This is a genomic window from Thermoproteus sp. CP80, assembly GCF_002077075.2.
In the GTDB taxonomy this organism is placed as follows: domain Archaea; phylum Thermoproteota; class Thermoprotei; order Thermoproteales; family Thermoproteaceae; genus Thermoproteus.
The window spans coordinates 1-12,288 of record NZ_LCWM02000039.1 but is presented as its reverse complement, the minus strand read 5'-3'; the positions used below and the strand labels follow the sequence as shown (position 1 = coordinate 12,288).

12 protein-coding genes are annotated in these 12,288 nt (G+C 60.2%); 4 read left to right on the top strand and 8 right to left on the bottom strand.

From position 1 onward, the window contains the following. Nucleotides 1-342 precede the first annotated feature (342 nt). Both B7L68_RS07610 and aroF read left to right on the top strand, forming a co-directional pair. Nucleotides 343-597, top strand: coding sequence for a hypothetical protein (locus B7L68_RS07610; RefSeq protein WP_081247079.1), 255 nt, complete (start codon nt 343-345; stop codon nt 595-597). Between the two features lie 281 nt (nt 598-878). Beyond that, nucleotides 879-1,868, top strand: coding sequence for a 3-deoxy-7-phosphoheptulonate synthase (gene aroF / locus B7L68_RS07605; protein ID WP_081247078.1), 990 nt, complete (start codon nt 879-881; stop codon nt 1,866-1,868). On the opposite strand, the gene B7L68_RS07600 is transcribed toward aroF, so the two are convergent. The 7 genes from B7L68_RS07600 to fbp form a co-directional block, all read right to left on the bottom strand. Beyond that, nucleotides 1,860-2,810 carry a 2-oxoacid:ferredoxin oxidoreductase subunit beta gene (locus tag B7L68_RS07600; protein ID WP_081247077.1) on the bottom strand — a complete coding sequence of 317 codons (951 nt, stop codon included), beginning with the start codon at nt 2,808-2,810 and terminating at the stop codon, nt 1,860-1,862. The genes aroF and B7L68_RS07600 overlap by 9 nt on opposite strands. Then, on the bottom strand, nt 2,807-4,714 hold the full coding sequence (locus B7L68_RS07595) for a 2-oxoacid:acceptor oxidoreductase family protein (protein ID WP_081247076.1): 1,908 nt from the start codon (nt 4,712-4,714) through the stop codon (nt 2,807-2,809). Before B7L68_RS07595 ends, B7L68_RS07600 begins: the two co-directional genes overlap by 4 nt. Before the next feature lie 124 nt (nt 4,715-4,838). Continuing rightward, nucleotides 4,839-5,249: a hypothetical protein gene (locus tag B7L68_RS07590; protein WP_081247075.1), complete on the bottom strand. Its 411-nt coding sequence runs from the start codon at nt 5,247-5,249 to the stop codon at nt 4,839-4,841. Further along, nucleotides 5,227-5,820 carry a MarC family protein gene (locus tag B7L68_RS07585; RefSeq protein WP_081247074.1) on the bottom strand — a complete coding sequence of 198 codons (594 nt, stop codon included), beginning with the start codon at nt 5,818-5,820 and terminating at the stop codon, nt 5,227-5,229. Before B7L68_RS07585 ends, B7L68_RS07590 begins: the two co-directional genes overlap by 23 nt. Nucleotides 5,821-6,052: 232 nt before the next feature. Next, nucleotides 6,053-6,604, bottom strand: a complete 552-nt coding sequence (locus tag B7L68_RS07580) for an acetate uptake transporter family protein (RefSeq protein ID WP_081247073.1) — start codon at nt 6,602-6,604, stop codon at nt 6,053-6,055. 93 nt (nt 6,605-6,697) lie between these two features. After that, complete coding sequence (acs, locus tag B7L68_RS07575) at nt 6,698-8,692, bottom strand: acetate--CoA ligase (protein ID WP_081247072.1); 1,995 nt, start codon at nt 8,690-8,692, stop codon at nt 6,698-6,700. Between the two features lie 376 nt (nt 8,693-9,068). Then, the gene (gene fbp / locus B7L68_RS07570) at nt 9,069-10,268 is read right to left on the bottom strand and encodes a fructose-1,6-bisphosphate aldolase/phosphatase (RefSeq protein ID WP_081247071.1); all 1,200 of its coding nucleotides are present in this window, start codon (nt 10,266-10,268) and stop codon (nt 9,069-9,071) included. A gap of 396 nt (nt 10,269-10,664) precedes the next feature. Between fbp and B7L68_RS07565 the strand changes: the two genes are divergently transcribed. Further along, on the top strand, nt 10,665-11,150 hold the full coding sequence (locus tag B7L68_RS07565; protein WP_081247080.1) for a GNAT family N-acetyltransferase: 486 nt from the start codon (nt 10,665-10,667) through the stop codon (nt 11,148-11,150). On the opposite strand, the gene B7L68_RS07560 is transcribed toward B7L68_RS07565, so the two are convergent. Further along, entirely contained in the window at nt 11,140-11,751 is a 612-nt protein-coding gene (locus B7L68_RS07560; RefSeq protein ID WP_081247070.1) for a FumA C-terminus/TtdB family hydratase beta subunit, read from the bottom strand. The genes B7L68_RS07565 and B7L68_RS07560 overlap by 11 nt on opposite strands. A 106-nt stretch (nt 11,752-11,857) precedes the next feature. Between B7L68_RS07560 and B7L68_RS07555 the strand changes: the two genes are divergently transcribed. After that, on the top strand, nt 11,858-12,288 hold a 431-nt coding region (locus B7L68_RS07555), incomplete at its 3' end, for a fumarate hydratase (RefSeq protein ID WP_143615321.1).

The window sequence follows — 12,288 nt, the reverse complement described above, 5'->3', positions numbered from 1 at the left end:
CCCTCTCGATCCTCGCCTTCACCTTAGCGATGACGAAGCCCTCGGCCTTGAAGGCCGCCTCCCTGTCGAGGACGGCGCCGAACCTCTCCACCAAATACTCCACAGCCTCAAAAGCCCTCTCCGGGATGACGTCCGCCACAGGCGCCCCCGGCCTCTCGCCGAGCTCCGCCCGCCCTAAGCCGCGCGCCTCGGCCGCCTCCCGAGCCGGCCGACCCAGTCGAACGGCTCCTAAAGGAGTATCCGGAGCTGGGCGCCTTCGGCGTCGATTGGCTGAGGACGTGGGCCCCCCGCGCGGGGAGGCAGATCGCGAGGATAGCCAAGGTTCTGAGGAGATACCCCTGGATGGCCGAGCTGATAGGGCAGGGGCCCGTGGGCCTCGTGAACCCGTACTCCGTGGAGGCCTACGTCGCCAGGGACGGGTCGGAGGCGTGCATATCGTTGTTCGGCTGGGCCTACTGCTCAGCCGACGGTGGCGCCACCGTTAGAAGGCTTGAGCTGGAGTTCAGCCGACTGGAGCCCCACGAAGGCGGGGTGAGGGAGGCCTACAGGCCAAGGGGCTGTCGGCATTCGCGGCGAAGGAATACACGGATACTGTGAGGCGCAACCGCGAGGAGGACGTCGGGAGGGCAAGGCGCCTAGCTCTGCCGGGAGTAAACGGCCCTTCCCCACCCCCTCTTTTCCCCTGCCGGTCTTGATACTAAAACTTTTCCGTCGAGATAAAAACACGGCGACTTAAACCGCGTTTTCTTCGGAGACTTTTTCTTCGAATTTCTCTACTAACCTCCTCGACGGAGCCTCCTCTATTGGCATGAAGCCGACTAGGCTGGGATGGGCAAGAAGATTCCAGATATTTTATAAGCCCATGCCGTCCCGACCCCATGCTCTACGCGTTTAGGGACCGGGAGAGGGCCAAGGCCCTCAGGGAGCATCTAGAGGCCGAGGGCGTCTCCTCGTGGTATATAGAGGCATGGGGGTACTATATAGTTACGGCGCCCTCCAGCGCGAAGGTCAAGCCTCCCGTTAAGGCCGACGTCGAGGTCGACATGAGGGGGGAGTACCAGCTGGTGTCCAGGGCGTGGAAGGGGGATCCGACGCCGGTGAGGATAGGCGATAGGGAGATCTCGGAGGGCAAGGTCTTCATCATAGCGGGGCCCTGCTCCGTGGAGAGCAGGGACCAGATACTCTCGGCGGCCAAGGCCGTGAAGGAGATGGGCGCCCATGCGCTGCGGGGAGGCGCGTTTAAGCCCAGGACCTCGCCCTATTCCTTCCAGGGGCTAGGCGAGGAGGGCCTGAAGCTGTTGGCCGAGGCGAAGGCGGCCACGGGGCTCCCCGTGGTGACCGAGGTCATGGACGGCCAGGACATACCCGTAGTGGCCAAGTACGCGGACGCGCTCCAAATAGGGGCTAGGAACATGCAGAACTTCTCGCTCCTGAAGAGGCTCGGGAGGGCCGGGAGGCCCGTCTTGCTCAAGAGGGGGTTCGGCAACACCGTGGACGAGTGGCTGGCGGCCGCCGAATACGTCGCGCTGCACGGGAACGGCGACGTGGCCCTGGTCGAGAGGGGCATAAGGACGTTCGATAGGACGCTTCGGTTCACCCTGGACGTGGGCGCCATAGCCTATGCGAAGCAGGCGACCCATCTGCCCGTCATAGGCGATCCCAGCCATCCGGCGGGCGACCGCCGCTTCGTGATCCCGCTCGCCCTGGCCATACTGGCGGCCGGCGCCGACGGGCTCATCGTGGAGGTGCACCCCGATCCGGACAAGGCGTTGAGCGACGCCGCGCAACAGCTGACGTTCGGCCAGTTCGGCGAGTTGATGGAAAAAGCGCGGGCTTTGGCGAGGGCTCTGGGGAAGACCCTAGAGTAGCCTGTCTGCCATCAGCCTGTAGAAGTCTATCACCGACCTCCCGTCCTTCTCCACGGGCTGGATCGCAGGCGGCATCTTGGGGTAGTTGGGGTCGTACATGGAGGCGTACCTCTCCTCGAAGGTCGGCACCAGCTCGTTCTTGTACAGTATGCCCAGCGCGAATCTGTCGGGGTCTAGTATCTTCTCTATGGCCCGCTTCCGCTTCTCGTAGTCCTCCTTCTCGTCGTGCACCACGGGGTCCCACCCAGGCTCGTTGTCCAGCTTGTATACCCTCTTCTCGTACCACTCCCTCGTCATTATGTTGTTGTAGGTGACGCAGGGGCTGAATATCTGCACTATCGCGGAGCCCTTGTGGAGCACGGCCTCCTTTATGATCTTCGCGGTGTACTTTATGTCGTAGCTGTACGCCCTCGCTATAAACGTGAAGCCCGACGCCAACGCCACCAGCAACGGGTTGAGGTCTGCGTGCGGGTTGGGCTTCGACAGGGCCTTGGGCTGCATGCCCAGGGGCAGGGTCGGCCCCGCCTGGCCGCGCGTCAGCCCGTAGACCGCGTTGTCCATCAGCAGGACCGTGAAGTCGACGTTTCTGCGTCCTGCGCCCAATATGTGGTTTCCGCCTATGGCGAACAGGTCGCCGTCTCCGCCCACCACCATCACCTCGAGGCTGGGGTTGGCGAGCTTGAGCCCTATGGCGAACGGTATGGCTCTGCCGTGTATCGTATGCGCGGAGACCGTCCTCACGTAGTGGGGCAGCCTGCTGCTGCAGCCTATTCCGGACACCAGCACCGTCCTCGTGGGGTCCATGTCCAGCTCGGCGAACACCTGCAGCAAGGCCTGCAGTATGCCGAAGTGGCCGCATCCGGGGCACCACTCGGGCGGCTTGGTCCACTTGTAGTCCTGCGGCGTCCTCTTCAGAGATATCTTGACCGTCGTGGCCGTCATAGGTCCCACTCGAGCTCTATTCTCTTCTCGCCTTTGGCGAAGCGCTCGTAGGCCTCCAGCACGTCGTCTGCGGTGATAGGCCTCCCGTTGTACTTCACGGCGACTCCGTCGGCCGAGATCCCGGTGTACATTCTGACCAAGAGGGAGCTCTGCGCCGTGTAGTTGCCCTCGACGAACAGCGTCCTTCTGCCCTCCAGATGTCTCCTCACGAGGTCGGCGGGGAACGGGTAGAGGAGCCTCAGCTGCAGATAACCCACGCCGGGCAGCCTCCCGAGCGCCGAGAGTATCTGCGGCTTTGTGGTGCCCCACGAGACTATGACCGTATCGGCGTTGGCGGGCCCGTAGTAGCGGACCTTGTCCTCGTCGGGTATCTCCCTCATCATGGTCTCTATCTTCCTCATGCGTTTATCGTACATCTTCTTGACCATCTCGGCATCCTCGTCTGGATCGCCCTCTGGGTCGTGCTCCAGGCTGACCACGTGGTATACGGCCTTGGATATGCCCGGCAGATACCGCACGGGCAGTCCGTCCTTCGTTATTTCGTACCTATTGACGTTCTTCTCCTCCTGGAACACCACCGGCTGCGGCCTCTCCACCTTGACGGAGTAGGGGTCGGGCGCGGGCATCACCGCGAACGTGTTGGAGAGGTCCTTGTCGACCAGGTGGATCACAGGCACCTGGTACTTATCGGCCCAGTTCGCGGCCTTTATGGCGTCGTAGAAAGCCTCCTCGATATCCCCGCTGGCCAGGACGATCTTGGGGAACTCGCCATGCCCTATGAACAGCGAGTAGAACAGATCGTGCTGGCCGGTCCTCGTCGCGAGGCCGGTGCTGGGCCCCGCCCTAGACCACAGAGTCAACACGACGCCCAGCTCGGCCATGCCCAACATGGATATGGTCTCCGCCATCAGGCTCATGCCAGGGCCCGATGTGGCGGTCGCCGAGCGCGCCCCCGCCATCGCGGCCCCCGCCGCCGCCGCTATGGCCGCCAGCTCGTCCTCGGTCTGTAGAACCACGGCGCCAACCCGCTCCATGGCCTTGAGCTCCTCCGTGGCGGGCAGGACGGGGTATGCGAGCTTCCTCTCGGCGAACATGGGATCGTCCGTGGAGGGGGTGATCGGGTAGAAGGATATGAACCTCACCCCGCCCACTATCTTGCCGACGCTCACGGCCTCGTTCCCGTTCCAGTAGATCCGCTTGGTCTCGGGCGTCCTCGGCGTCAGGGTCTCCACGCGCTCGGTCACCAACTTGCCGACCTCGGCCGCCACCATTTTGTTCTGCTCTATCACCTCCTTCTTCCTCCCCAACGCGAAGGCGACGCCCCTCTCCACGTACTCAACCGGCAGGCCCAGCAGAGATGCGCCCACGGCCACAACGAGGGTGTTCACGAAGCGCGAAAGCATGACCGGCGAGGTGACCCCGATCTTCCGCCCCACGTCGAGCAGCACCTTGTTGAAGGGGAGGCCGACGACCTTCACCCCCTGCGACTTCATGTACTCGACCGCGCCTTTAACCGTAGGCTCCACTCCCTGCCTCTTGAAGAATTCGGAGAGCCTCTCCACCGCAGTCCTCGAAATCATGGTGAACGACTCGAGGGTCTTGCCGTCCTCCTCCGTGTTGTAGACCGCGACGCCGCCTCGCTCCACGTGGAATATGTGCTCAAACACGGCGTGCCCGTCCATGAATAGCGCCAGCCTCACCCTGTTCCCTATGCCGCCAGGAGGCCATCGATCGGCCACCTTCCCCACGAAATAGCTGTGCCTTCCGCCGGCTATGTTGGACCAGAATTCCCTTCTGCCGTAGACGTAATACCCGGCGGAACCCACGGCGTAGATCAACATGATGGACGCGGTCTCTACGCCCTTGCCCTGAGGGCCGCCGACCAAAAAGCTCACTTCGACCATTAATTCTTCTATGAATTTGTATATTTATATTTTCTCATTAAACTTAGTCCACAAAAATTTCGTAAAAAGTAAAGCGAATTATCTAAATAAACACAATTAATTAATCTTATATATAACAGTATCACTAAATACTATATCTGGGGTGGTCCCTTAAAATATAGCAAGAGGTATTGCCGGGACATTCGCCGTAGGTAGCCCCCAGGCTCTCCACGGTTGCCTCGGCGTCCCTCAACAGGACGTAGAGATCCCCCAGATCGCTGGGGCTGAGGCCCTTGAGCAAGGCGATCTCCTCGACCTCTAGGGCCTCCACCACGGTGGCCTTGAACCCCAGAAGCTCGGGGGCGAACCTCAAGCCGAACCTCAAGGCGTCAACCAGCCCGTCGAGCCCGGGTCGGCGCCTCACCAGGATCCAGCTCGCCTTCGTCGAGAGCAGCGGGACGTCGACGTAGATGTACAGCAGATCTTCTATGGGCGACACGGCCCTGTTGAGCCCCGCCGCGTCCGTGTATATCCTAAGCCCGTAGCCTCTCGACATATTGCGACAAGCCCGACAGCACTAGCTCCGTACCCGTCGTGGCTATGATCAACGCCATGAACCGCCCCAGGGCTTTGGCGGGAACCGGCCCGAACAGCTTCACGAGCCTGGCGCCTAGATAGAGAGTGGCGACGGACAGCGCGGATGCCGTCAGCGAGGCGATCAGCGTGGCCGTCGGTCCGTAGATCGTCGAATATAGTATCAACGTCGTCATGGTGCCGGGCCCCACTATAAGCGGCGTGGCTAACGGCACCACGGCCGCCTCCTCCAGCTTGCCGCCCAACGTGGTCGTGCTGCCGTGTATCAACGTGGTTACCGAGGTGGACAGTATGATTACGCCGCCAGCTATCTTGAACCCGACCATATCTACATTGAGCGCAGAGAGTAGGGGGCCTCCGACAAGCGAAAACATGGTCGACAGAACTATGACGGTGATCGCCATAGACCTGATCGCCTTCCTGAACTCCTGAGGCCTGTCCATGGCCATCTCGCCCACGATCCCCAACTTGCCTATGGGGTTCTGTATGGCGTATATCTGCCCCACTATCTCGACGAACTCTAGGGGGGTCACGTCTAAAGATCCCATTTAAAAGTAGAAAACTGGCGCCATAGGGCTCCCTTCGGCCTAGGCCGGAGGCCCGCCCTCGGAAGGCGGCAGGCGATGCGGGGCGTCGAATCCCGCGCATGCGTCTAGACCGGCCTCGGCCAACGGACTTGAGCTGAGCCGGACTGGGCGCAACGGCGGGGCCTCTGCATGTCGGTGCCGGAGGTGGGCCCTCAAGGGCCCGGCGGGAAAAAGGGGTTTATTTCTTGGGCTTCACGAGGGGCGGGCCCAGGAACGCGCCCGCCGGCTTCCCCCACATCTCGGCCAGCACCTGGGCGAACGCGGCGTACCAAGCGGCTAGGGCGGTGAGTATGCCCACATAGCCTCCGGCAGTCGTGGCGCCTGCGGCGAGCAGGAAGAAGGTTATCCACAACAGGAGGAATACCACGAACAAGGCGGCGTTTGCCCTGAACGTACCTATCCACATGACGAAGGTAAATATGCCGAAGGCCCACAGGACTATGGAGACGTACGGCAGAGATGACGGGAAGAACGCCACCGTTAAGTAGAACCACTCCCAGAACGCGCCGTACGTGAAGAACGCCACGTAGCCGAATGTGTTGGCCTTAAAGTACTCCAGAATGCCGGCGACAAGCTGGGCAAGGCCTCCGTAAAATGCGGCGAGGCCCAACACGACAGGCACGCCCTGGCCGCTTAGCAGGCCTGCGTTGAAGCTGCTCAACACAAGCGTCGTCAGCGCGAAGCCCGACAGGCCTAGAGGCGCCGGGTTCGCTGTGCTTCCATTTGGCATATACTCAAGATATCTCGTATTTTAAAGTATTGATACCGAAGAAACGCTCTTTAATAAAGTAAAAATAAATACTCTTTACAAAAATTTATTTTATTATGATACCTCTTTCTTCAGCTCCTCGTACGCCTTCTTGGCCTCCTCCACGGACGTCTCGTCCTCCAGCGTGGTCACGTCGCCGAGCGGCGCGCCTGTGGCCACAGCCCTCAGGAGGCGCCTCATTATCTTGCCGGAGCGGGTCTTGGGGAGCTTCGTGACGAAGTATATCTGGCCGGGCTCCGCTATGGGGCCCACCGTGTTGCGTATGTGCTGGCGGAGCTCCTTCCTCAGCTCGTCGGTCCCGGCGACGCCTTGCTTCAGCACGACGAACGCCATGGGCACCTCTCCCTTTATTGGGTCCGGTATGCCTATCACGGCGGCCTCCGCCACCGTCGGGTGGGATATGAGGGCCGACTCCAGCTCGTAGGTGCCCAGGCGGTGGCCGGCCACCTTTATCACCTCGTCAGCCCTCCCCAACACCCATATGTAGCCGTCCCTGTCCTTGATCGCGTAATCCCCGGCGTAGAACACGCCCGGGAACCTGCTCCAAAACGTCTTGACATACCGCTCGGGATCGCCCCAGATGGTGTGGAGCATGCCTGGGTAAGGCTTCTTGATGACGAGATACCCCTTAACGCCCGGCGGAACAGGATTACCGTTCTCGTCGACGACGTCTACCTCGAAGCCGGGGAGCGGCGGGCCGTTAGTGCCGGGCTTCATGGGCACTAGGTAGAGACCCGGGGCGTGGCTTATGACTATGCCGCCCGTCTCGGTCATCCACCAGGTGGAGCCGAAGGCCACGTTCTGATAGCCGAGGTTTCTGTAGGCCCACCTCCACGCCTCAGGATTTATGGGCTCCCCCACCGAGTGGATGATTCTGAGGGTCGACAGGTCGTGCTTCCTAGGCCACTCCTCGCCGAACCTCATGAAGGTCCTTATGGCCGTGGGCGAAGTGTAGAGCACCGTCACGCCGTAGCGCTCTATTATGGCCCACCAGCGGTCCGGCTGCGGGAAGTCCGGCGCCCCCTCGTACATGACCTCGGTGGCTCCCATCAACATGGGGCCCAGCACTATGTAGCTGTGGCCTGTGACCCAGCCTATGTCGGCGGTGCACCAATAGATGTCGTCGTCCTTCAGATCGAACACCCACTTCATGGTGGCATATATGTGGACGGCCCAGCCGCCCGTGTCGTGGACTATGCCCTTGGGCTTGCCGGTGGTGCCCGAGGTGTAGAGTATGTAGGAGGGATGCGTGCTCTCCAGCCTCTCGGGCTCGACGTAGGCGTTGTGCGGAACTCCCGCCATGGCCCTGTCCCAGAACCAGTCCCTCCCCTCTGTCATCGGCACGTCGTTAAGGCCGAGCCTCCTGTAGACTATGACGTTCTCCACCGAGGGGGCCTTCTCGAGCGCCTTGTCCACCACCTCCTTGAGTCTGACGACCTTCCCCCTCCTCCAGAAGCCGTCAGCGGTTATCACCAGCCTGCTCTGCGAGTCGTTTATGCGATCGGCCAGCGCGTCGGCGGAGAAGCCGGAGAAGACTACGTTGGTTATCGCGCCTATCCTCCAGGCGGCGTACATAGCTATGGGAAGCTCGGGTATCATCGGCATGTACAGCGTCACGCGGTCGCCCTTCTTTATGCCGAAGTTGCAGTGGAGCATGCACGCCGCTCTGTTCACCTCTCTCCATAGGTCGTAGTAGGTGAGCTTCCTCCGGTCCGTGGGGTATCCGGCCTGGTCCACCGGCTCCCCCTCCCATATCAAGGCCAGCTTGTTCTTGCGCCAGGTCTTGACGTGCCTATCCACGGCGAGGTAGGACAGGTTGAGCTCGCCCCCCACAAACCACTTATAGAACGGCGGATTAGAGGCGTCGAGGACCCTATCCCAAGGCCTAAACCACTCGAGCTCCCTAGCTATAGAGGCCCAGAACTCCTCTAAATTCTCGATAGATCTTTTGTGGTACTCCCAATAGGTCTTAACGTCTATAGTTCGCGAACGCCATTTATCGTTATATACATATTCATCGAACGGCAGATTTTTTTCTTCGAGCGACATGAGAAGGATAGATTGATCCTGCCTTATAAATATTTCTTCAAAAATATGTCAACTTACGTATATTGAAAATTAAGCAATACCTATATTAATTATCAGGATGATCTATATATATTAAAGATTTTTAATGTTTGTAGCTTCCAATTACCTTATAAAAAGTTTATTATAAATATCTAATTATCTATGGTTATTATTTTCGGACAATAAATATTCGGGCATCTATACTTCCGGTTTCGATACGCATCGACGCCGCTCATCGCGTCGATCAGCGCTATAGGCTTCGACCCTAGAGCGTGCATACTCCACCTCCTCGGGCGGAGGGCGGCGGGCTGGAACGCCGGCTCAGGGAAATCGTCCCCCTCCGGCAGGACGGAAGACATCAGTCGTGTTGAGACTCCTCCGCCTTAGCGCCCCCTACGACGGCCTCAACGTATTTCCTCCTCTCCTTTTCGTACTGGTCCGCCGGGAAGGACTTCACCTTCGCCAGGATTTTCGGAAGCGCCGTGTACTCCATCTCCTCGGGCGGAAGGCGGTGGGGCTGGAACGGCCCCATGCGCCGTATATAGTCGGCGATCTGCGCGGCCACCTGCCTCACGTAGTCGAAGGCGGGGTCGTCGAAGAGATCCACGCCGCCTTCCAGATAGCCGTCGTGCAGCTGGAAGCCCAAGGCGCCCACTTTCGGCGGCCCGTCGAACCTAGTCATCTTCGCGCCTATCGCGATCCTCCTCTCCGGATCCACCGAGGTGAACCGCGCGGGCATGAGGGGCCCGGCGTGGCTGCCGCGCATCCATCCGTGCACCAGATGGGGATGGGCGAAGGCCTCCAGTATTTCGCCCACGGCGGGGAGCCCGGACTGGGCTCTGACGAGCATCACAGGGTCGTCCTTTCCGACGTAGCGCCCGGCTATCAGCGAGAGCCTCTCCACGCTGTTTGCGGCGGCCGGAATGCCGTCGGCCTTTCTGAAGACCTTGCGGACTATGTAGCGGCCGGTTGTGCCTATCAAGCCGAGGAGGGAGTAGGCCTCCTCGGGCGTCTTCAGGAGGTAGACCTTGTGCTCCACGACGTCCAGCACCTCGAAGATGAAGCCCTCGTGCATGGAGGGGTCTATCACCAGGCCCGCCGTGGTGAAGGGATCGGCGAACATCTTGTACAGCGGGAGGTTGAAGGCGCCTGGCTCCGTCTTGTCCGCGGCGAAGGCTATCACGGGCTCGCTCGGCCTCTCGTCGAACTCCATCTCGGCCACCTGGGGCCCCAGCCCGCGGATGTTGCCGGAAAAGGCGTCCTTCAGCAGATCCTGCCCGGCGCCGTAGAGCTTCAACTTCTTGGCGACCTGCTCCGTGACCTCGCGGAACAGCTCCCACGCGAGGCCGTGGATGTCCGGGCTGTCTTCTCCCTTCGTGTGGGTCATCAGAAGGGAGATGTCGTCGCCGACGTTGTAGACGAAGTAGTCTATTATGAGTCCCTTTCTCTGGGCCTCTCTAAGCTTGGCGGCGGCGTACTCGAGCATCTTGGGATGGACCTGTGCGTGGCCGGGCCAGCCGCCGACGTCGGCCTTTATGATCGATACGGTTATCCTCATGGCATCCGGCTCTTACCGTTATAAAAATTTTAGTGATATATCGTAGTATACTCACGTTATGGCAAGTTTGAGATGATACGGGTAGGTGTACACCAGCAGACTAAATGCGCTATGCCAACGCCCTAGAGGCGAGGACGCCTAGGCAGGGGGCTGGAGGGGCCGCCATGGGCCACGTGCGGCGAGGTGTGCAACGAGGGGCCCGCCGAGCTCGGCGTAGGCCGGTGGCTGGAGCCGCTACTTACGTCTTTGTTCATAGAACTGATATATATTTTACTTTCCATAAAATATGGCCTAATTATATCGAAATATATATTGCTTAAATACCAGGATCCATTTACATATATCAATATATATTTAGGTGGAATAAAGTTTTTAAAGAAAAACGTAAAGATATCCGTGGAGCTGGACTACTACGAGATCACCGGCAGATATGACGACGTCGTCAGGTTCTACTCGGCGGTAAGCGAGGAGAGCAGATATCTCCGTTTCCTGGCGGCCGTGAGGGATCCGGCAGTCATATATAGCCACATGTGGTCCTGCGGAGGGAGGACCTTCCTGGTCTTGGAGGGCCGGAGGCCGCTGGCGCTAGTCGACGTGGTTCCCTGCTATGGGGAGGCAGAGGCCGGCATCGTGGTCGTCGACAGCCTACAGGGGAAGGGATACGGGACGAGGATCGCCGAGATATTCGCCGAGGTTCTGCCCCGGCTGGGCTTCACCTCCGTCAAGGCCGAGATCTATAGGGAGAACCTAAGGGCCTTGTCCATAGCGAGGAGGCTGGGCGCCTCGGTGGACTGCAGAGGCGTTATATGCACTGTGAGGCTCGACTTGAGGCAGAGGGCCCTCAGGGGCCTCGCGGCCCTGCGGATCGCCGCTACGCCTTGAAGACGTCGCCAAGCTCCTTCACCAGCTCGGGCACCTTCGCCCTCATCTTCTCCCTAGCCTCGTCGTAGAAGTTACGGCCTGTGGAGTCTATCATGACCGTCAACGGCCCGAAGTCCTCGACCTCAAGCACCCACATGGCCTCAGCCATCCCGAGGTCGAGCCAATGGACGTCGAGGACCTTCCTTATGGCGCGTGCGGCCAGGACTCCGGCGCCGCCGGTAAATATGGCGTAGGCCGCCTTATGCCTCCTCATGGCCTCGGCCGTCCTCCTCCCCATCCCGCCCTTCCCTATTATCAGCTTGACGCCCAGCTTCTCGATCACGTCGGCCTCGAACGCCTCCATCCTGGCGGAGGTCGTCGGACCCATGGCGATTATCCTCCAGCCGTCCCCCTCCCTCTTCGCCACAGGACCTGCGTGGTAGATCACGCCGCCCCTCAGATCGACGGGCAACGGCCTCCCCTCCCTCAAGAGCTCAAGCATTCTTGCATGCGCCGCGTCGCGGGCGCTCACCAAGACGCCGGAGACGTACAGCGTATCGCCGACCCTCAGCCCCTCCACGTCCTCGTCCCTCAACGGGGTGCTCAGCCTATACGTCGCCATATATCTACAGTCGAGGGAGAATTTACGTTTTTCTGTCGCGTCCAGCCTAAAAAAGCCTAGACCGGCCGTTTCAGCAATCTTTTTCTACTCCAACACCGTAGAGGTCATGAGTCTTGAAGAGGTCGTGTTGAAGGCGGCTAAGGAGGCCATCATTAAGGCCAGCATATCCCCGGCCCTCGACGTCGTGGGCTCGCTCAGGAGGGCTCAAGGCTCAGAGTCCTCCGAGGCGGCGAAGATCCAGCTGGAGGCCATCCTGAAGAACATAGAGCTAGCGACGGCGACCACCTCCGCGGTGTGTCAAGACACAGGCGTCCCCACCTTCTTCGTGAAGCTGGGCGACGGGTTCCCCATAAGGAGCAAGGCCCTGTCCATACTCACAGAGGCGGTGAGGCAGGTCACCAAGGAGCTGCCGCTGAGGCCCAACACCGCCGATCCGTTCACCGAGAGGAACCCAGGCGACAACACGGGGCTCGGCGTCCCGGTGTTCGACGTAGAGCTCTTCGACGGCGACTACCTCCAGTTCACGTACGTGCCTAA

Bases quoted from the DNA above. Each gene is read 5' to 3' on its own strand.
- B7L68_RS07590 (WP_081247075.1), bottom strand. From the start codon at position 5,249: ATGTCGAGAGGCTACGGGCTTAGGATATACACGGACGCGGCGGGGCTC.
- B7L68_RS07560 (WP_081247070.1), bottom strand. From the start codon at position 11,751: ATGGCGACGTATAGGCTGAGCACCCCGTTGAGGGACGAGGACGTGGAG.
- aroF (WP_081247078.1), top strand. From the start codon at position 879: ATGCTCTACGCGTTTAGGGACCGGGAGAGGGCCAAGGCCCTCAGGGAG.
- acs (WP_081247072.1), bottom strand. From the start codon at position 8,692: ATGTCGCTCGAAGAAAAAAATCTGCCGTTCGATGAATATGTATATAAC.
- B7L68_RS07600 (WP_081247077.1), bottom strand. From the start codon at position 2,810: ATGACGGCCACGACGGTCAAGATATCTCTGAAGAGGACGCCGCAGGAC.
- B7L68_RS07580 (WP_081247073.1), bottom strand. From the start codon at position 6,604: ATGCCAAATGGAAGCACAGCGAACCCGGCGCCTCTAGGCCTGTCGGGC.
- B7L68_RS07610 (WP_081247079.1), top strand. From the start codon at position 343: ATGGCCGAGCTGATAGGGCAGGGGCCCGTGGGCCTCGTGAACCCGTAC.
- B7L68_RS07595 (WP_081247076.1), bottom strand. From the start codon at position 4,714: ATGGTCGAAGTGAGCTTTTTGGTCGGCGGCCCTCAGGGCAAGGGCGTA.
- fbp (WP_081247071.1), bottom strand. From the start codon at position 10,268: ATGAGGATAACCGTATCGATCATAAAGGCCGACGTCGGCGGCTGGCCC.